We start from the raw sequence: 19112 nt of genomic DNA, 5'->3' as shown, positions 1-19112 counted from the left end.
AACCGCCACCCCGCCGAGCCCCGCAGCCAACCACCCGCCAAGCCCCGCAACCGACCTCCAGCCGAGCCCCGCAACCGACCTCCCGCCAGGACCCGCAGCCAACCCCCCGCCGAGTCCCACAGCCGACGCCCTATCGAGACCCACAGCCGAAACCCCACCAAGCCCCCCAGTTCACCGTCACCGCCGACACCCTCGTCACCGCCGACTTCACCCCCCGCCGCACGAACCACCCGCCCGACCGCTCAACCCACTCACCCCGCCACGCGAACTTCCCACCCCACCGCACCAACCACCCACCCCACCAAGCCAACCGCCCACCCCACCGCGCAAACCGCCCACCCCACCGCACCAACCACCCACCCCACCAAGCCAACCGCCCACCCCACCGCGCAAACCGCCCACCCCACGGCACGAACCGCCCACCCCACCGCGCAAACCGCCGGAGGCACCGCCCACCCACCCCCTACCACCGCCTCTTCACCATCCCCGGCGCCCGCGCCTTCACCGCCGGGAACCTGCTGGCCCGTCTCCCCATGGGCATGTTCAGCGTGAGTGCGGTCGTGATGATCGCCGGGGTGCGTGGGTCGTACGCCCTGGCCGGGGCCGTCACCGCGACCGGGCTCGCCGCGACGGCGGCGCTGGCGCCGTGGACCGCGCGGCTGGTCGATCGGTACGGGCAGGCGAGGATCGCCGTGCCGGCCACGGTTCTCGCGGTGCTCGGTTCGCTCGCCCTCGTCGTGTGCGTGCATGCCGGCGCCCCCGACTGGACCCTGTTCGCGTCCTATGCCGCCACCGCGACGACCCCGAACACCGGCGGGATGTCCCGCGCCCGCTGGGCCCACCTGCTGCGCGGCGATCCCGGCGCGCTGCACACCGCCAACTCCTTCGAGCAGGCCGCCGACGAGCTGTGCTTCATGCTGGGCCCGGTGCTCGCGGCCCTGCTGTGCTCGGCCCTCTTCCCGGAGGCGGGCACGCTCACCGGGGCCGTACTGCTGCTCACCGGCATGATGTTGTTCGCCGCGCAGCGTTCGACGGAACCGCCCGTGCGGCACGACGCCCGCGCGAAGTCGCCGTTGCGCGCGCCCGGAATGCCCCCGCTGCTCGCCGTCTGTCTGGCGACGGGCGCGGTGTTCGGCTCCATGGAGGTCGTCACGATCGCCTTCGCGGATGCGCAGGGGCACCGTTCGGCGGCGGGGGTTGTTCTGGCGCTGCAGGCCGCGGGGTCCTGCGTGGCGGGTCTGCTGTACGGGGCGCGGCCGCGGACCGGCCCCGCGTCCGGCCGGCTGCCGTGGTGCATCGCGGCCATGACGGCCCTGCTGACCCTTCCCCTGCTCGCCGCCGCCCTGTCCGGCTCGCTCCTGCTGCTGGCGGGCGCGCTGCTGATCGCGGGCATGGCGACCGCCCCGACCATGGTCACGACCATGACGCTGGTGCAGCAGCGCACCCCCGAGGGGCGTCTGAACGAGGGCATGACGCTCGCGGTGACCGGTCTGCTCGGCGGGATCGCCTGCGGCTCGGCGACCGGCGGCCGGCTGGTGGACGGCGTGTCGCCGCAGGCCGGGTTCGGGGTGCCGGTGACGGCCGCGGCGGTGGCGCTGCTGATCTCCCTCGCCCACCGGATCCCCACACGCCCGTACAGGAATTTCCCCACACACCCGAACAGGAATTCCCGTCCAATGCATTGACGGGCCCACGGCCCGCACCTACCTTCGCCCGTCGAAGCGCTTCGACGTCACGCATCGAATCGATTCGACGGAGGGCACGGTCGCCGCGTGGCGCCCCGAACTACCGCCCGGCCCTCCTGGAGGCACGGATGTTGACGGCACGAAGGCGTGTGATGACGGTCACGGCCGCGATTTTGGGAGGAGCCCTGCTCGCGACCGCCTGCGGCGGTTCGGGCGACGGCTCCTCCTCCGACGCCAAGACGCTCAGGCTCTGGCATTACGAAGCCCCCAACAGCGCCATGGGCATCGCCTGGAACGAGGCGATCAAGGAGTTCGAGGCGTCGCATCCGGGCGTCAAGGTGAAGTTCGAGGCGAAGGGCTTCGAACAGATCCAGAAGACCGCGCCCATGATCCTCAACTCCTCCGACGCGCCCGACATCATGGAGTACAACAAGGGCAACGCGACCGCGGGCCAGCTCTCCAAGCAGGGCCTGCTGACCGATCTGAGCGCCGAGGCCGCCAAGCGCGGCTGGGACAAGAAGTTCAGCGCGGGCGTCGCCACGACCAGCAAGTACGACACCAACGGGGTCATGGGCTCCGGCAAGTGGTACGGCGTGACCGACTACGCCGAGTACACGATGGTCTATTACAACAAGGACCTCTTCAAGAAGTACAAGATCGCCGAACCGAAGACGTTCGACCAGCTCACGGCCGCGATGGACGCCTTCGTGAAGAAGGGCGTCACCCCGCTCGCCAACGCCGGGGCCGAGTACCCCGCCCAGCAGTACCTCTACCAGCTCGCCCTCTCCAAGGCCGACCGCTCGTGGGTCGACAAGTACGAGCTGTACAAGGGCAAGACCGACTTCCACGACGCGGCCTGGACCTACGCCGCCGACACCTTCGCCGACTGGGTGAAGAAGGGCTACATCAGCAAGAAGTCCACCAGCGCCAAGGCCGAGGACGCGGGCGTCTCCTGGATCCAGGGCAAGGCACCGATCCTGTTCTCCGGCAGCTGGTGGTACGGCCGCTTCCAGTCGGAGGCGAAGTTCGACTGGGACACCACGCTGTGGCCGGGCTCCGATCTGACCCAGGGCTCGGGCGGCAACCTCTGGGTGGTCCCCAAGAACGCCAAGAACAAGGATCTCGCCTACGACTTCATCGACATCACCCTGTCGAAGAAGATCCAGAACCTGCTCGGCAACAAGGGCGGCATCCCGGTCGCCGCCGACACCAGCGCCATCACCGACCCGAAGTCCAAGAAGCTGATCACCGACTTCAACACCGTCAGCAAGCGCGACGGGCTCGCCTTCTACCCGGACTGGCCGATCAACGGCTTCTACGACGTCCTCGTCTCCGAGACCCAGAAGCTGATGACGGGCAACGCGAAACCTGACGGCTACCTCGACGCCCTCCAGCAGGCCTACGACAAGGACGCACCGAAGCAATGACGGTGACCGTCGAACGGGGCGCGCGGGCCGTCGGCAAGTACCGGCAGCCGGGCCCGCGCCGGCCCCGTACCCGCGATTCGTACGCCCTCTTCCTGCTGCCCGGCATCCTCGCGTTCCTGGCGATCGTCGTCGTGCCGTTCCTGATGAACACGGGCGTGAGCTTCACCGAGTGGCAGGGGGTCGGCAGCCCGAAGTGGACCGGGCTCGCCAACTACCGCGAGCTGATGGACGATGCGGAGTTCTGGGCGTCGTTCAGGCACAGCCTGTTCATGGTGATCGCCATGGCGGCCCTGCCGACCGTCATCGGACTCGTGCTGGCCGCCGCCCTGTTCGACTACATCGGCAAGCACTTCGGCTCGCGCTGGGCCGCCGTTCTGCGCGCCTGCTTCTACCTCCCGCAGGTACTGCCGATCGCGGTCGCCGGCATCGTCTGGAGCTGGATCCTCGCGCCGGACAACGGTTCGCTCAACGAGCTGCTGAAAGCGGTGGGTCTGGGGTCCTGGCAGCAGGACTGGCTCGGCGACCCGGACATCGCGCTGTACAGCGTGATGGGCGTGATGGTGTGGGTGCAGATCGGCTTCCCGCTGGTGGTCTTCATGGCCGGACTGCAGCGCGTGGACCCGCAGTTGTACGAGGCGGCCGAGCTGGACGGGGCGGGCTGGTGGCGCCGCTTCTGGCACATCACGCTGCCGCAGATCCGCCCGGAGATCTACGTCGTCCTCACCTGGTGCACGATCGCCGCGCTCAAGGTGTTCGGCGCGGTCTACGTCCTGACCAAGGGCGGCCCGGGCGGCGCCACCGACGTGCCCTCCTACTTCTCCTTCTCCACCTTCTTCGAGAAGACCCAGGTCGGCTACGGCGCCGCGATCTCCACGATCCTCACCGTGATCATCCTGGTCCTCTCCCTGATCGGCCTGAAATTCCAGACGCGCTCCGAGGACGCGGACGAAGGGATACGGACATGACCGGTGCCCTGCGCCGCTACCCGGTGCTCATCGCCCTGTGCATCGCGGCTCTGTTCATGGTCGTGCCGTTCCTGATCGTCGCGGTCAACGCGGTCAAGTCACCGGCCGAGTACTCGCAGAACGGCCCGCTCAGCCTCCCCCACGGCCTCTACCTGGACGGCCTGAAGGACTTCTGGCAGCGGGTCGACTACAGCCAGAAGCTCGTCAACTCGGTGCTGATCAGCGGCTCGGTGGCGATCCTCGCGGCCGTCCTGTCCGTCCTGAACGCGTACGCGATCGGCATCGGCAGGGTCAGGGGCCGCACCTGGGTCCTGGCCTTCTTCGTCCTGGCGAACATGCTGCCGCAGGAGGCGCTGGTCTACCCGATCTACTACCTGAGCAAGCAAGTGGGCCTGTACGACACCAGGTTGAGCGTGATCATCGTCTTCACGGTGATCCAGGCGGCCTTCGGCACCTATCTGCTCTCCTCGGTCCTCGGCCGCTTCCCGCGCGAGATCATCGAGGCGGCCCGCATCGACGGGGCGAACAAGTGGCAGGTGCTGTGGCGGATCGTCGTCCCGGTCAGCCGGCCGACGATCGGCGTGCTGCTGGTCTTCTTCTTCATCTGGACCTGGAACGAGTTCCTGCTCCCCCTGGTCATGCTGATCTCCAACGACAACCAGACGGTGTCGGTGGCCCTCGGCGTCCTGCAGGGCCAGCGCCTGATGGACGCCACGATGACCAACGCGGCGGCCCTGCTCGGCGTGCTCCCCGCGATCGTCTTCTTCCTCGTCTTCCAGCGGACCCTCACCCGCGGCATCGCCGTGGGTGCCGTCAAGTAAGGACCTCCACGTGAAGTTCACCGATGGTTACTGGCTGCTGCGCGAGGGCGTCACCGCGGCGCACCCGGTCGAGGTCCTCGACGTCGAGGCCACCGGCGGCACGCTGGAGATCCACGCACCCACCCAGCCCATCCGCCACCGCGGCGACCTGCTGAAGGGACCGGTCGTGACGATCAGCGCGAGCGCCCCGATGCCCGACGTCATCGGGGTCACCTTCACCCACTTCGAGGGCGAACAGCCCCGCGGCCCCGAATTCGACGTCACCGGACGGGAGTTCACGCCCCAGATCTCCTACGACGAGGAGCACGCCACCCTCACTTCGGGCGCGCTGTCGCTGAAGCTGGCCCGCACCGGCAGCTGGCACCTGGACTTCCTCGCGCACGGCCGCACCCTCACCTCCAGCGGCCCCAAGGGCATGGGCATCATGCGGGACGCCGCCACCGGCGCCCACTATCTGCGCGAGCAACTCGGCCTGACGGTCGGCACCTCCGTCTACGGCCTCGGCGAACGCTTCGGCCCGCTGGTCAAGAACGGCCAGGTCGTCGACATCTGGAACGCCGACGGCGGCACGGCCACCGAACAGGCCTACAAGAACGTGCCGTTCTATCTGACGGACGCGGGCTACGGCGTCTTCGTCGACTACCCCGGAAAGGTCTCCTTCGAGGTCGGCTCGGAGGCGGTGTCGAGGGTCCAGTTCAGCGCCGAGACACAGGAGTTGACGTACTACGTCATCTACGGCCCGACCCCGAAGGACATCGTCCACAAGTACACGGCCCTCACCGGCCGCCCGGCCCTGCCGCCCGCCTGGTCGTTCGGCCTGTGGCTGTCGACGTCCTTCACGACGTCGTACGACGAGGAGACGGTGACCTCCTTCATCGAGGGCATGCGGGAGCGCGAACTGCCGCTGTCCGTCTTCCACTTCGACTGCTTCTGGATGCGCGAGTTCAACTGGTGCGACTTCCAGTGGGACCCGCGGGTCTTCCCCGACCCGGAGGGCATGCTGTCCCGGCTCAAGGAGCGCGGGCTGCACATCAGCGTGTGGATCAACCCCTACATCGCCCAGCGCTCACCGCTGTTCGCGGAGGGCAAGGCGCTCGGGCATCTGCTGAGGCGGCCGGACGGCAGCGTCTGGCAGTGGGACATGTGGCAACCGGGCATGGCCCTGGTCGACTTCACCAGCCCGGCCGCCCGTGACTGGTACGCGGCCAAGCTGGAGGCGCTGCTCGCGCAGGGCGTCGACTGCTTCAAGACCGACTTCGGCGAGCGGGTCCCCATCGACGTGGCCTGGTCCGACGGCTCCGACCCGGAGCGGATGCACAACTACTACACCTACCTCTACAACCGCACCGTCTTCGACGTGCTGCGCAAGCACCGCGGCGAGGGCGAGGCCGTGCTCTTCGCCCGCTCGGCGACCAGCGGCAGCCAGAAGTTCCCGGTGCACTGGGGCGGCGACTGCGAGGCGACGTACGAGTCGATGGCCGAGTCGCTGCGCGGCGGCCTCTCCCTCGGGCTGTCCGGCTTCGGGTACTGGAGCCACGACATCGGCGGCTTCGAGGGCACCCCGACCCCGGCGCTGTTCAAGCGCTGGATCGCCTTCGGCCTGCTGTCCTCGCACAGCAGGCTGCACGGCTCCTCGTCGTACCGGGTGCCCTGGCTCTTCGACGAGGAGTCCGTGGACGTGCTGCGGCTGTTCACCCGGCTGAAGCTGAGCCTGATGCCGTATCTGTACGAGGCCGCGCGCACCGCCCACATCGAGGGCCTGCCGATGATGCGGGCGATGGTCCTGGAGTTCCCGGACGACCCCGCGTGCGCGCATCTGGAACGCCAGTACATGCTGGGCCCGGACCTGCTGGTCGCGCCGGTCTTCGACGACGAGGGGGACGTGTCGTACTACGTGCCCGAGGGCACCTGGACCCACTTCCTGAGCGGGCAAACGGTGACCGGGCCGCGCTGGGTGCGCGAGCGGCACGGGTTCTCCAGCGTGCCGCTGCTGGTCAGGCCGGGTGCGGTGATCCCGGTGGGCGCGGTCGAGGACCGGCCCGACTACGACCTCGCGGACGGGGTGACGCTGCGGGTGTTCGGCCTGGAGCGGGGCGGGCAGGTGACGGTCCCGGTCGGCGACGTGACCTTCACCGTCGTACGGGAAGGGGACACGCTGCGCGCCTCGTGCAGTGATCCGGCGGCGGGCTGGGCGCTGGCGGCCGGGGAGCGGACCGCGCGGGCGCAGGCGGGCACCGGGTTTCTCTCGCTGGAGCTGGGCTGATGGTGAAGATCACCGATGTGGCGCGGCACGCCGGGGTCTCCCCCAGCACCGTCTCCTACGCGATCAGCGGCAAGCGCCCGATCTCCGAGGAGACCCGGCGCCGGGTGGAGGAGGCCATCCGCGAGCTGGGCTACCGGCCGCACGCGGGCGCCCGGGCGCTGGCCAGCAGCCGCTCGAACGTCCTGGCCCTGGTGATCCCGTTGCGGGCCGGCATCCATGTCCCGGTCGTGATGCGGTTCGCGGTGTCGGTGGTGACGACGGCCCGCCGCTACGACCACGACGTCCTGCTGCTCACCCAGGAGGAGGGCGACGACGGGCTGCGCCGGGTGGCGGACACGGCGCTGGTGGACGCGCTGATCGTGATGGACGTCCAACTCCACGATCCCCGGCTGCCGTTGCTGCGCTCGCTGGAGCGGCCGTCGGTGATGATCGGCTTCCCGGCCGACTCCGAGGGTCTGACCTGCATCGACCTCGACTTCAAGGCGGCCGGCGAGGTGTGTGTGGAGCATCTGGCGCGGCTCGGGCACCGAGTGGTGGCGCTGGTCGGCTCGCCGCCGGAGGTGTATGTGCGGCAAACCGCGTTCGCCCAGCGGGTGGTCCAGGGCTTCACCGCGGCCGCGGACCGCAGCGGTCTCGCCTCCTCGGTGCACCCCTGCGAGGCCTCGCCCGCGGCCGCCCGGCGGGTCGCCGAGCAACTGCTGCGCGAACAGCCCGCGTTGACCGGGGTCGTCGTCCACAACGAGCCGATCCTGGAGCCGCTGATCGACGCCTTCGAGCAGCTGGGGCTGCGCGTGCCGGGCGACCTGTCCGTCACCGCCATCTGCCCGGACGAGCTCGCCGAGTCCGTCCGGGTCCCCGTCACCTCCGTCGCCCTGCCCTCCGCCGAGGTGGGCGAGCAGGCGGTGCAACTGCTGATGAAGAAGCTGGGCGGCGCCGCCGTACCCGAGGCGACGCTGCTGCCGCCCACGATGACGCAGCGGGCGAGCACCGCGCCGAGGACCGGGCCGTGAAAAAGCGAGGACCCGGTGGTCCGTGACCACCGGGTCCTCGCTTCAGAAACATGGAGATTGTGGAGATGGCGGGAATCGAACCCGCGTCCAACGGTGCGGAATCAGGGCTTCTCCGTGTGCAGTTCGCTGTGATTTTCTCGGCCCCGGCGATCACGCGAACAAGTCGCCGACGGGCCCAGTCACTGTTTGATTTCCCACCGAACCCCGTGACCGGGCTCGATGGTTTAGTTCCCTAGATTATGCCAGGGTCCGGGTCGGGAACATCCCCGGTCTGACACCCGTTAGGGCCTTCACTCACTGCTTATCAGGCAGCGAGGGCGAAGGCGCGGGAATCGCTCTTGGAATTGGCGATTATTGGTTGCGACATATGGTTAACGAGATCATTGCCGCTTCCTCGACACGCTTCCCCTGCTTCGACAGCCGCTGTCGAAACCGATCATCCCCATGTTGTTTTTTCAAATCCCTCCGCAGAGGGCCCCTCCGAGGAGGGCGTGCACCCGCTGTGAGGTGCGATGCCATCGTACGTGAACAACGGGCGACGATGCCACCGTATTCCCGCGGCTACGCGCCCCGCTGCCTGCGCTTGGCCGCGGCGATCGCGCGCTCCGACTCCCTGCGGTCCTGCTGCTCGCGCAGGGTCTGGCGCTTGTCGTACTCCTTCTTGCCTCGCGCGAGCGCGATCTCGGCCTTCGCGCGGCCGTCCTTGAAGTACAGGGCGAGGGGCACGATCGTGTGACCCGTCTCCTGGGTCTTGGCCGCCAGCTTGTCGATCTCCTCGCGGTGCAGCAGCAGCTTGCGCTTGCGGCGCGCGGAGTGGTTGGTCCAGCTGCCCTGGTGGTACTCGGGGATATGGGCGTTGTGCAGCCACGCCTCGCCCCGGTCGATCTGGACGAAGCCGTCGGTCAGCGAGGTCCGCCCCTCACGCAGCGACTTGACCTCGGTGCCGGTGAGCACGAGGCCCGCCTCGTAGGTGTCGACGATCGCGTAGTCGTGCCGGGCCTTCTTGTTCTGGGCGACGATCTTGCGCTTGCCGCCCTTCTCGCCGTCCCTGGCTTTCGCCGCCGACCCGCCCTGCTTGGGCTGGGACTCCTTCGGTACGTACATTCCCTTGCTCATAGTGCTGTCCATTTTCGCACTACGAAGGGGGGTGCGGGCCAGCCCTTAATCGGCGTCGCCCAGTCCGGCGAGCACCGTCTCGGCCCGCTCGACGGCCGCCTCGCCCGGCGCGGCGACGTCCAGGTCCGGGGTGATGCCGTGGCCGTCGACGCTGCGCCCCGAGGGAGTGCGGTAGTGCCCGACGGTCAGCTCGGCGACAGAGCCCCCCGGCAGTCGGCTCGGCATCTGCACGGAGCCCTTGCCGAAGGTGCGGGAGCCCACGACGACCGCGCGTCCGCGGTCCTGGAGGGCTCCGGTGAGCAGTTCGGCCGCGCTCATCGTGCCGCCGTCGACGAGCGCGACCAGGGGTCTGGTGGTGTCGGCGCCGGGGTCGGCGTGCAGGGCCTGCTGCTTGCCGTCGACGTCGTAGGTGGCGACGAGGCCGCCGTCCAGGAAGGCGGAGGCACAGGTCACGGCCTCGGTGACCAGGCCGCCGGAGTTGCCGCGCAGGTCGAGGACGATGCCGGCGCCGACCGGGGCCTGCCGTACGGCGGCGCGGACGACGTCGCCGGAGCCCTTGGTGAACGCGGCGATCCTGATGACGGTGATCCCGCCGGCGAGCTTGCGGACGCTGACCGAGTGCGTGGACAGCCGGGCCCGGTGCAGGGTCTCGGTCCACGCGTGCGTGCCGCGCCCGAGGCCGAGGCGGACCGGCGTGCCTGCGGAGGCGTCCTTGTCGTCGCCGCGCAGCAGGGAGACGACCTCGGTGACGGGCTGCCCGTCGACAGTCTCGCCGTCGATGCTGCGCAGCCGGTCGCCCGCGCGGATCCCGGCGGCGGCCGCGGGCGAGCCGTCGGCCACCTTGCTCACCTCGATACGGCCGTCCCGCTCGCGCCGCGCCCACAGTCCGACGCCGGTGTACTGGCCGTCGAGGGCTTCCTCGAACTCCTCGTACTCGCCCTGGGAGTAGACGGCGCCCCAGCGGTCCCCGCTGCGGCTGACGGCGCGTTCGGCGGCCTCCATGGGGGACTTGCCGTCGGCCATGGCCTCCTCGGCGGCCTTGGCCACGTCCTCGTGGTGACCGGCGGGCACGGCCGAACGGGCCTCGCCCGCCGCGGACTTCCGGTCGGGTTCGGGCAGGGAGCCGGTCGCGGCGCCGGCGACCAGCACGCTCGCGAAGACCAATGTCAGGGCGGCCCCGCGGCGGATGCGGCGGGGCTGGCAGAACAGGTCACGACCTGACATGCCGGTGAGTCTAGGACAACGCGAAGGGCCGTACGGCAGGTTGACCGTACGACCCTGTTGGCATGCGTCACACCTTCAGGTACTTGCGCAACGCGAAGAACGCGGCCAGCGCCGGCATCAGCAGGCTCGTGGCGAGGATGAGCGGCAGTTTGGTCAACACGGCGTCCCAGCCGATGAAGTTGATCAGGTTCAGCTTGTGGGACAGATCCAGGCCGTGGTCGATGATGAAATACCGGGCGACCACCAGGAATGCACAGGCGACGCCTCCCCCGATGAGCCCGGCGACCGCCGCCTCCATGATGAACGGCGCCTGGATGTAGAAGCCCGAGGCGCCGACCAGGCGCATGATGCCGGTCTCGCGCCGCCGGCTGAACGCCGAGACGCGCACCGTGTTGACGATCAACATCAGCGCGACGACGAGCATCAGCGCCATGACGGCGCGGGCCGCCCAGTTCATGCCGTTCAGCAGCCCGAAGAGGTTGTCGAGGATGCCCTTTTGGTCCTGCACGGACTGCACACCGTCGCGCCCGTCGAAGGCGGTCGCGATGACCTGGTACTTCTGCGGGTCCTTCAGCTTGATCCGGTACGACTCCTGCATCTGGTCCGGCGTGAGGGAGCTGGCCAGCGGGGAGTCGCCGAACTGCTGCTTGTAGTGCTTGTAGGCCTCGTCCTGCGACTCGTAGGTCACCTTCTGCACGACCGACGACATCTTGTCCAGGTCGGACATGATGGACTTCTTCTGGTCGTCGGTGACGGCGCCCTTGGCGCAGTTGGGGTCCGACTCGGCGTCGCTCTTGTTGCAGAGGAAGATCGAGACGTTGACCTTGTCGTACCAGTAGCCCTTCATCGTGCTGACCTGGTCGCTCATCAGGAGCGACCCGCCGAACAGGGCGAGCGACAGGGCGACGGAGACGATCACCGCGAAGGTCATCGTCAGATTGCGGCGGAGACCGACACCGATCTCGGAGACTACGAACTGGGCGCGCATGGCGTCTTCTTCAGGCCTTTCCGTGGACGGTCGCGGTCAGTGCTGGTAGCCGTAGACGCCACGTGCCTGGTCGCGGACGAGGCGGCCCTTCTCCAGCTCGATGACGCGCTTGCGCATCTGGTCCACGATGTTCTGGTCGTGCGTCGCCATCACCACGGTGGTGCCGGTCCGGTTGATCCGGTCGAGCAGCTTCATGATGCCGACGGAGGTCTGCGGGTCGAGGTTTCCGGTGGGTTCGTCCGCGATGAGCAGTTTGGGACGGTTCACGAAGGCGCGGGCGATGGCCACGCGCTGCTGCTCACCACCGGACAGCTCACCGGGCATCCGGTCGTCCTTGCCGCCGAGGCCGACGAGGTCGAGCACCTGGGGCACGGACTTGCGGATCTCGCCGCGCGACTTGCCGATCACTTCCTGCGCGAAGGCGACGTTCTCCGCCACCGTCTTGTTCGGCAGGAGCCGGAAGTCCTGGAAGACCGTCCCCAACTGGCGCCGCATGTGCGGCACCTTCCAGTTGGAGAGGCGTGCGAGGTCCTTGCCCAGGACGTGCACCTGACCGTGGCTGGCTCGCTCCTCGCGGAGGATCAGCCGCAGGAAGGTGGACTTTCCGGAGCCGGAGGACCCCACGAGGAACACGAACTCGCCCTTCTCCACTTCCAGGGAGACATCCCTGAGTGCGGGACGGGTCTGCTTGGGGTAGACCTTGGAGACGTTGTCGAATCGGATCACGGATGCACCACGGGTCGCCGGGGGTAGGTGAGCGTGACCATACGCGAGTCGGGTGCACGGCCGCAGTCGCCGGTGAGGGTTGCGTGGGGCTTGTGCCTTTTGTACCGCCGAGCTTTCACAGATGCCCCCGTGCCCCGCCGCCGCGAGACGAGCCTCACCCACCCCCCTGAGGGCGACCCCCGCGCAGCCTTGCGGGGAACCTGGCACAGTAGAGAGGGGAACGTTCGGCGACCCGCGGGCGTTTTCCCTGTGGAAGCGTTGTCAAGGAGGGCGAGCGCATGACGTACGACCGGCTGGTGTGCGCGAACTGCGCGGCGCCCGTGAGCGAGGGCCGGTGCCCCGTGTGCCGCGCGAACCGCGAGCGGCTGCAGCAGGAGAACTTCTTCGCGGGGCTGAACCCCATGGCGCTGATCGCACTGCTGGCGGTGCTGATCGCGGCGGTGGCGCTGCTGGCCCACCAGACCGCCTGAGCGCGGCACGAAGACATACGGACGCCCGAGGGGCCCGGAGCGATGTCCCGCTCCGGGCCCCTCGTCGTACGTCGTCGCACACCGTGCGTGCGCGGGCGGCTACCGTCAGGCAGCCGCTCCGCCGCGGCCGTTCATCAGACGCGGCAGGGCGCGGAAGCCGATGCCGCCGGCGATCATCGTCGCGGCGCCGACCAGCAGGAAGACGGTCTGACCGGCACCGGTCTCGGCCAGCTGGGCGCCGTTCTGGTTGCCCTGCGGGGCGTCCGAGCCGGTGTCGGTGAGGGCCGAGGAGCCCTCCTCCTGCGCGGAGTCGCCGGAGCCGCCGTCGGGGCCGTTGTTGTTGCCGGTGCTGCCGCCGCCACTGCCGTGGCTCGGCCCATCGGTCGGGTCCTCGGTGGGCTCCGTCGGCACCCCGGTCGGCTCGGTCGGGTCGTCGCTGGTGGGCGGCTCCGACGTGGGCGGCTCCGAGGTGGGCGGCTCGGAAGTGGGCGGCTCCGAGGTGGGCGGGGTGTCCGTCGGGTCCCCGGGAAGCCCGGTGGGCGGGACCGTCGGGTCGTCGTCGCCGGTGCCGGCGTCGAGCTTCACGGCGACGCCGCTGTTGTCGACGCTGACGCCGAGGTCCAGGGCGGAAGCGGCGCCTGCGGCGGTCAGCGAAGCGCCCGCGGCGATCACGGCACCCGCGGCGATCCGTGCGACACGGATCCGCGTCTTCTTGGTCATGTGGTTGCTACCCCCAGTAGCTGATCGTCAGTTGGGCGGCGCTCGGGGCCGTGATCGACGGAGACAGCTACGTGAAAGCCCCCCGGTTCACATGCGCCCCAGAGATACGCATGCCACGCTTCACCCTTCCCATTTTTCATGGCATCGTCAAGGCCGTTGCGCGCGCAATGTCCAACTAAGTGCTCAATGCCGGGCATTGAAGCGTGTGAGTGTGATGTAAAACCCAGACAAAAGGCAACTGCCGCCTCGGGGGCGGCAGTTGCCTTGTCGACAAACTTACTTCTCCCGCTGCTTGCGCCAGCGAATCCCGGCCTCCAGGAACCCGTCGATCTCGCCGTTGAACACGGCCTCCGGGTTTCCGACCTCGAACTCGGTGCGCAGGTCCTTGACCATTTGGTACGGGTGCAGGACGTACGAACGCATCTGGTTGCCCCAGGAGTTGCCGCCGTCGCCCTTGAGCGCGTCCATCTTGGCCTGCTCTTCCTGGCGGCGCCGCTCGAGCAGCTTGGCCTGGAGGACGTTCATCGCGGTCGCCTTGTTCTGGATCTGCGAGCGCTCGTTCTGGCAGGAGACGACGATGCCGGTGGGCAGGTGGGTCAGGCGCACCGCCGAGTCGGTGGTGTTCACGCCCTGGCCGCCGGGTCCGGAGGAGCGGTAGACGTCCACGCGCAGCTCGGACTCGTCGATCTCGATGTGGTCGGTCTGCTCGACCACGGGCAGCACCTCGACACCCGCGAAGGAGGTCTGGCGGCGGCCCTGGTTGTCGAAGGGCGAGATGCGCACCAGCCGGTGGGTGCCCTGCTCGACGGAGAGGGTGCCGTAGGCGTAGGGGACCTGCACGGCGAAGGTGGTCGACTTGATGCCGGCCTCCTCCGCGTACGACGTCTCGTAGACCTCGGTCTTGTAGCCCTTCTGCTCCGCCCAGCGCAGGTACATCCGCTGCAGCTTCTCGGCGAAGTCGGCGGCGTCGACGCCGCCCGCCTCGGCGCGGATGTTGACGAGCGCCTCACGGGCGTCGTACTCACCGCTCAGCAGCGTGCGGACCTCCATCTCGTCCAGCGCCTTGCGGACGGCCGTGAGCTCGGACTCGGCCTCGGCACGGGTGTCCGGGTCGTCCTCCTCCTCGGCCATCTCGAAGAGCACGGCGAGATCGTCGATCCGCCCCCGCAGCGCCTCGGCCTTCCTGACCTCGGCCTGCAGATGGCTCAGCTTGCTGGTGATCTTCTGCGCCTCGTCCGGGTTGTCCCACAGGGACGGCGCGGCCGCCTGCTCCTCGAGCACGGCGATGTCTGCCCTCATCCTGTCGAGGTCCAGAACGGCCTCGATCGACTCCATGGTCGAGGAGAGGGACTTGAGCTCTTCGGATACATCGACGACTGCCACGCCCTCCAGCGTAACGGCTCCGCCGGTTGGGCCGTGTCGGGCGGCCGGTGCTTGGGTGTGCCGGTGCTGGTCGTGCCGGTGCTGGGTCGTGCCGGTGCTGTCGTGGCCGTCGAGCTGGGGGCTGCGCCCCCAGGCCCCCGCTTCGGCCCTGAAGGGGCCTCGTCCTCAAACGCCGGACGGGCTGACAGGGCCGACCGGCGCCCGGACAGTCACGGTGATGCCGGGGCCGAGCTGCTTCTGTCCTGGGGGGTTGCCCCCGCGTCGTCCCCCGACGTCGCCAACCAGGTTCCTACGCCCGCTGCCGCCGCCAGCAGCAGGGCGGCCGCGCCGAGGGTCAGGCGGCGGCGTCGGGTGACGGCGCGGTGGCGGGCGGAGCCGGGGCGTGGGGCGCCGGTGGCGCGGGGGACGCGGGCCGTGCCGCGGGCGCCGCCGGCCAGTTCGTCGGGGGCCGGTACGCGCATCGAGGTGTGGGTGTCACGGTTGGAGTCGGCCGGCTTCGCGCCCGGCACCAGCGGTACGGCGCCCCGGCGCACCTGCTCGCGCCTGGGTGCCTCGGCCTGTCCGGCCGCCTCCTCCGGTTCCTCGCCCGGTTCCGTGTCGGGCTCGTCCACGTCCAGCGGCGGCATCCCGGCGACCAGCGGCAGCAGCTCCCGCAGCCGCCCGGCCAGCTCCGAGGCCCGCAGCCGGGAGGCCGGCGCCTTGGCGAGGTTCTGCACCAGGAGCTGCCACAACTCGTCCGGAATCCCGGGCAGCGGCGCCACGGTCTCCGTGACGTGCCTGCGCAGTACGGCGCCGGGGTGGCCGCCGCCGAACGGTGTGAAGCCCGCCAGCAGCTCGTAGAGGACCGTCGCGAGCGCGTAGATGTCCACGGCCGCGCGCGGGGGCAGGCCCTCGACGATCTCCGGGGCGAGGTAGTCCGGCGTACCGATGATCTTCGTGGCGCGGGTGCGGCGCGGGGAGTCGATCAGCTTCGCGACGCCGAAGTCGGTGAGCAGCGCCGGGTGCGAGCCGCCCGGGCCGAGCGGGCCCTGCATGTCCAGCAGGACGTTCTCCGGCTTGACGTCCCGGTGCACGATCCCGGCCGCGTGCGCGGCCGCGAGCCCGTCGGCGACGTCGGCGACGATCGCCACGGCCGCCGCGGGCGCGAGGCGCCGCTCGCGGTCGAGGCGGGTGCGCAGGTCGGTGCCCCGGACGAGATCCATGACGAGCGCGAGATCGTTGCCGTCCACCACCAGGTCGCGCACGGAGACGACGTTCGGGTGGTCGAGGCCGAGCAGCGCCGTGCGCTCCTGCACGAAGCGGCCGACGAGTTCCTGGTCGGACGCGAGGTCCTCGCGCAGCAGCTTGACGGCGACGGGCCCCTCGGGACCCTCACCGAGCCACACCGTGCCGGCGCTGCCACGTCCCAGGATCTGGTTCGCGGTGTACCGGCTGCCGATCTTCCGTGCCAAGACTGCTCCTACCGACGCGTGTTGCCGACAAAACTACGCGTTGGAGGAGCCAACCTTCACCGGCGAGAGCGAAATCACCCGCCGGGTGTCGACAAATCACCAAGGTCGCGGCTCAGTTGCGGCTCAGTTGCCGCCACCCAGCTTCCCGACCCACCCGCTCACGGTGTCGTACATGTGGCTCAGCTGCTGCCAGTAGCCCCTGGTCGTGTGCAGCCAGTCCTGCAGCGGGCTCAGCTCCCAGACCAGCCAGCCGGCCACGAACAGGATGACGATCGTGAACAGGCAGCCCTTCAGACAGCCGAGCCCGGGGATCTTCATCGGGTTGGCGCCGCGCTGCCGTGGCTGGCGCGGCTCGCGCGCGGGCTGCTGCGGGGGCGGTGCGTAGCGCTGGGGCTGGGGCTGCTGGTGCTGCGGAGGCGCGTACCGCTGCGGCTGTTGCTGCTGCTGCGGATGGCCGTAGCCCTGCGGTGGCCGCTGCTGCTGTTGGGGCCGCTGCTGCGGACGGGCGACCTGCCGCTGGGGGCGGCGGCGCAGCGGGTCCTCGTTCGGGTCGAGGTACTGCTGGACCTGCGTCTGCTCGTTGCGGTCGCGGGCGGCGCGCAGCTGGTTCTGCCAGGGGTGCGGCTGCTCGGGTCCGGGCTGCCCCTGGGGCATCGGCGGCATGACGGCGGTCGGGTCGGCCGCCCCGGTGCTGGGGAGTACGGCGGTGGGGTCGGCGGCGCCGGCCGGACCCGGGTGGCCGGTGGTCGGCAGGACGTTCGTCGCGGCGTTCGGGTCGTAGCCGCCGCCCGTGTGCGGCAGGACCTGCGTCGGGTCGGCGGAGCCGGGGACCGCTGCGGGGGCCGGGTCGGGTGCGAGCAGTGCCGCCACGCCCTCGGCGGCGGCGATCTGCGCGGAGTTCGCGTGCACCCCGATGCCCTCGGCGACGACGCGCAGGCCGCGCGCGAGGTTCTCGGCGCTGGGGCGTTCGTCCGGGTTCTTGCGCAGACAGCGCTCGATGACCGTCCACAGCGGGTCGGGGACGGTGGAGGGTCGGCGCGGCTCGGCGCTCAGGTGCTGGTGCAGGACCTCCAGGGCGGAGCTTCCGGCGAACGGCGGGCGGCCCGTGACCAGCTCGTACAGCAGGATGCCGGCGCCGTAGATGTCGACGGCGGAGGTCTGCGGACGGCCCTCGGCGCTCTCCGGTGCGACGTACGCGGGCGTGCCCACGAACTCCTGGGTCCGGGTCAGCCCCGGGGAGTCGGCGAGGCGCGCGATGCCGAAGTCGGTGAGCATCGGGTGCATCTGGCCGCCCTGCTGCGCGAGCAGGACGTTGGCCGGCTTCAGGTCACGGTGGACGACGCCGTCGGCGTGGCTGGCGGCGAGCGCGTCGGCGATCTGGGCGGTGAGCAGGGCGGCGGCCACCGGTGTGAAGGGGCCGTTCTCGCGCAGGTAGCGGTGCAGGTCGGGGCCCTCGACGAGGTTCATGACCAGCGCCAGCAGATCGCCCTCGACCACCAGGTCGCGGACCCGGACGATGTTCGGGTGGGTCAGCCGCAGCAGGACGGAGCGCTCGCGCAGGAACCGCATCACGATGTCGGGATCGCTTGCGAGCTCCTCCTTGAGGACCTTGATCGCGACGGTCTCGCCGGGCTGACCGGCCACGGCGGCCTCGGCCCCCGCGGTCTCTCGCTGGCGGGCCCGCCAGACGGTGCCCGTGGCGCCGCGACCGAGCGGCTCCTCGAGCAGGTACTTGCTGCCTACCGGCCGCACGTCATGCGCTCCCTGCTGCTTGCTTACCGTTCCGACCCACTGTAGTGCCGCCACGAGGGGCACCGACCTGACAGCGTCCGCTGCGTCTTACGTACACATCCCGGGACATGTTCGAAGGAAAGACGCTCGACCCGGTCCGCCGGTTGCCCGAAACGGACGTGACCGATCTCAATCGGTCGCCGGTACGCCACCTGTCAGGCACTTTTGCGGGCAGAGCCGACCAATCAAGATCACTTGTGCCCGAGCGGCGGGCGCGTTGTCAGTGGCAGGTGCGAGGATGCCTGCAGTACTGGCCGATGTGCTCGTGAGGGGTGGGGAGCCCCGTCTGATCCGTCAGACGGGCTTTGGTCCGCGTCCGGGCAGAAGGGACCGCTGACGGCGATGCAGATCCGGCTGACCGTCGTAGACCCGACGGGCCCCTCCGAGCGCGGGCGGGGCTCCACCGCAAGCTGCGACGTGCTGGTCACGGCGCCCGCCGGTACGGCCCTGTCCGTGGTGGCCTCGGCACTGGCCTCGGCGACCGCGGGCGACCCGGCCGCCCAGCCCGAGCGGGGCCGCGAGCCCGGCGGCCCGGTGGTGCTCTACGCGGGCGCGGAGAGGCTGGACGACCGGCGCTGCACCCTCGGCGAGCCCCCGCTGATCGACGGCGCCGTGCTCTGCCTGGGCGCCCCGGCCGAGCCCGAGCCGCACCCCGAGCTGGACGACGCCCCCACCCAGCTCCATGTCATCGCCGGCCCGGACGCGGGCGGGGTCCATCTGCTGCACGGCGGCGAGATCCGCATCGGCCGCTCCGCCGACGCCGACGTTCCGCTCGACGACCCGGACGTCTCCCGACTGCACTGCGCGGTCACGGTCGCCGCCGACGGCCAGGTCTCGGTCGCCGACCTCGACTCCACGAACGGCTCGCTGCTGGACGGCGCCCGCCTGGGCACCCGCCCGGTGCGCTTCGCTCCGGGCGCGCTGCTGCGCATCGGCGAGTCGGCCCTGCGGGTCGCTCCGGCCGGCGGGCCGGGGGCCCGGGTGCCGACGGCCCCGGACGGCGAGGGACACGTACGGCTGGCGCCCGGTGACACGCCGGAGGCTGCCCACGCCGACGCGCCGCACTCGGCCC

Annotated in this window: 16 protein-coding genes and 1 other RNA gene; 8 read left to right on the top strand and 9 right to left on the bottom strand. The window is 70.1% G+C overall.

Going from position 1 to position 19112, the window contains the following annotated elements:
* Positions 1–482 precede the first annotated feature (482 nt).
* The 6 genes from JYK17_RS31835 to JYK17_RS31810 all read left to right on the top strand — a co-directional run bounded on the left by JYK17_RS31835 (position 483) and on the right by JYK17_RS31810 (position 8171).
* On the top strand, positions 483–1685 hold the full coding sequence (locus JYK17_RS31835; protein WP_234548492.1) for an MFS transporter: 1203 nt from the start codon (positions 483–485) through the stop codon (positions 1683–1685).
* 128 nt (positions 1686–1813) lie between these two features.
* Entirely contained in the window at positions 1814–3112 is a 1299-nt protein-coding gene (locus JYK17_RS31830; RefSeq protein ID WP_108013776.1) for an ABC transporter substrate-binding protein, read from the top strand.
* Positions 3109–4077 carry a carbohydrate ABC transporter permease gene (locus JYK17_RS31825; RefSeq protein WP_222811723.1) on the top strand — a complete coding sequence of 323 codons (969 nt, stop codon included), beginning with the start codon at positions 3109–3111 and terminating at the stop codon, positions 4075–4077. The genes JYK17_RS31830 and JYK17_RS31825 overlap by 4 nt, the downstream gene beginning before the upstream one ends.
* Positions 4074–4898, top strand: coding sequence for a carbohydrate ABC transporter permease (locus tag JYK17_RS31820; protein WP_108013774.1), 825 nt, complete (start codon positions 4074–4076; stop codon positions 4896–4898). The genes JYK17_RS31825 and JYK17_RS31820 overlap by 4 nt, the downstream gene beginning before the upstream one ends.
* A 10-nt stretch (positions 4899–4908) precedes the next feature.
* Positions 4909–7161, top strand: coding sequence for an alpha-xylosidase (gene yicI, locus JYK17_RS31815; protein WP_222811722.1), 2253 nt, complete (start codon positions 4909–4911; stop codon positions 7159–7161).
* Positions 7161–8171 (top strand): LacI family DNA-binding transcriptional regulator, encoded by a 1011-nt coding sequence (locus JYK17_RS31810; RefSeq protein WP_222811721.1) that lies wholly within the window; start codon positions 7161–7163, stop codon positions 8169–8171. The genes yicI and JYK17_RS31810 overlap by 1 nt, the downstream gene beginning before the upstream one ends.
* A gap of 57 nt (positions 8172–8228) precedes the next feature.
* Here the strand turns inward: JYK17_RS31810 and ssrA are convergent.
* From ssrA to ftsE, 5 genes are all read right to left on the bottom strand, one after another.
* Positions 8229–8615: a transfer-messenger RNA gene (gene ssrA, locus JYK17_RS31805) on the bottom strand.
* Between the two features lie 117 nt (positions 8616–8732).
* Positions 8733–9275 (bottom strand): SsrA-binding protein SmpB, encoded by a 543-nt coding sequence (smpB, locus tag JYK17_RS31800; protein WP_234548491.1) that lies wholly within the window; start codon positions 9273–9275, stop codon positions 8733–8735.
* A 57-nt stretch (positions 9276–9332) separates the two neighbouring features.
* Positions 9333–10511: a S41 family peptidase gene (locus JYK17_RS31795; protein WP_222811720.1), complete on the bottom strand. Its 1179-nt coding sequence runs from the start codon at positions 10509–10511 to the stop codon at positions 9333–9335.
* Positions 10512–10578: 67 nt separating this feature from the next.
* A complete protein-coding gene (gene ftsX / locus JYK17_RS31790; protein WP_108013769.1) occupies positions 10579–11499 on the bottom strand; it encodes a permease-like cell division protein FtsX in 921 nt (306 codons plus the stop codon).
* Between the two features lie 36 nt (positions 11500–11535).
* Positions 11536–12225: a cell division ATP-binding protein FtsE gene (gene ftsE, locus JYK17_RS31785; protein WP_016438127.1), complete on the bottom strand. Its 690-nt coding sequence runs from the start codon at positions 12223–12225 to the stop codon at positions 11536–11538.
* A gap of 278 nt (positions 12226–12503) precedes the next feature.
* On the opposite strand from ftsE, the gene JYK17_RS31780 reads away from it, so the two are divergent.
* Positions 12504–12695, top strand: a complete 192-nt coding sequence (locus JYK17_RS31780; RefSeq protein ID WP_016438128.1) for a hypothetical protein — start codon at positions 12504–12506, stop codon at positions 12693–12695.
* A 105-nt stretch (positions 12696–12800) separates the two neighbouring features.
* Here JYK17_RS31780 and JYK17_RS31775 read toward each other — a convergent pair whose 3' ends face one another.
* The 4 genes from JYK17_RS31775 to JYK17_RS31760 all read right to left on the bottom strand — a co-directional run bounded on the left by JYK17_RS31775 (position 12801) and on the right by JYK17_RS31760 (position 18001).
* Positions 12801–13415: a hypothetical protein gene (locus JYK17_RS31775; RefSeq protein WP_108013768.1), complete on the bottom strand. Its 615-nt coding sequence runs from the start codon at positions 13413–13415 to the stop codon at positions 12801–12803.
* 276 nt (positions 13416–13691) lie between these two features.
* Positions 13692–14798 (bottom strand): peptide chain release factor 2, encoded by a 1107-nt coding sequence (gene prfB, locus JYK17_RS31770; protein ID WP_108013767.1) that lies wholly within the window; start codon positions 14796–14798, stop codon positions 13692–13694.
* Positions 14799–15007: 209 nt separating this feature from the next.
* On the bottom strand, positions 15008–16249 hold the full coding sequence (locus tag JYK17_RS31765; protein WP_108013766.1) for a serine/threonine-protein kinase: 1242 nt from the start codon (positions 16247–16249) through the stop codon (positions 15008–15010).
* A gap of 123 nt (positions 16250–16372) precedes the next feature.
* Positions 16373–18001, bottom strand: coding sequence for a serine/threonine-protein kinase (locus tag JYK17_RS31760; protein ID WP_108013765.1), 1629 nt, complete (start codon positions 17999–18001; stop codon positions 16373–16375).
* Positions 18002–18382: 381 nt separating this feature from the next.
* On the opposite strand from JYK17_RS31760, the gene JYK17_RS31755 reads away from it, so the two are divergent.
* On the top strand, positions 18383–19112 hold a 730-nt coding region (locus JYK17_RS31755; protein WP_222811719.1), incomplete at its 3' end, for an FHA domain-containing protein.

Origin of the sequence: Streptomyces plumbidurans, assembly GCF_019857225.1 — a bacterium.
Classification (GTDB): domain Bacteria; phylum Actinomycetota; class Actinomycetes; order Streptomycetales; family Streptomycetaceae; genus Streptomyces; species Streptomyces plumbidurans.
This window is presented reverse-complemented; position numbering and strand designations above follow the sequence as displayed.

What these genes read in the sequence shown, in the direction of transcription:
- ftsX (WP_108013769.1), bottom strand. Translation starts at nt 11,499, where the DNA reads ATGCGCGCCCAGTTCGTAGTCTCCGAGATCGGTGTCGGTCTCCGCCGC.
- smpB (WP_234548491.1), bottom strand. Translation starts at nt 9,275, where the DNA reads ATGTACGTACCGAAGGAGTCCCAGCCCAAGCAGGGCGGGTCGGCGGCG.
- JYK17_RS31820 (WP_108013774.1), top strand. Translation starts at nt 4,074, where the DNA reads ATGACCGGTGCCCTGCGCCGCTACCCGGTGCTCATCGCCCTGTGCATC.
- JYK17_RS31830 (WP_108013776.1), top strand. Translation starts at nt 1,814, where the DNA reads ATGTTGACGGCACGAAGGCGTGTGATGACGGTCACGGCCGCGATTTTG.
- JYK17_RS31810 (WP_222811721.1), top strand. Translation starts at nt 7,161, where the DNA reads ATGGTGAAGATCACCGATGTGGCGCGGCACGCCGGGGTCTCCCCCAGC.
- JYK17_RS31795 (WP_222811720.1), bottom strand. Translation starts at nt 10,511, where the DNA reads ATGTCAGGTCGTGACCTGTTCTGCCAGCCCCGCCGCATCCGCCGCGGG.
- JYK17_RS31780 (WP_016438128.1), top strand. Translation starts at nt 12,504, where the DNA reads ATGACGTACGACCGGCTGGTGTGCGCGAACTGCGCGGCGCCCGTGAGC.
- JYK17_RS31825 (WP_222811723.1), top strand. Translation starts at nt 3,109, where the DNA reads ATGACGGTGACCGTCGAACGGGGCGCGCGGGCCGTCGGCAAGTACCGG.
- JYK17_RS31775 (WP_108013768.1), bottom strand. Translation starts at nt 13,415, where the DNA reads ATGACCAAGAAGACGCGGATCCGTGTCGCACGGATCGCCGCGGGTGCC.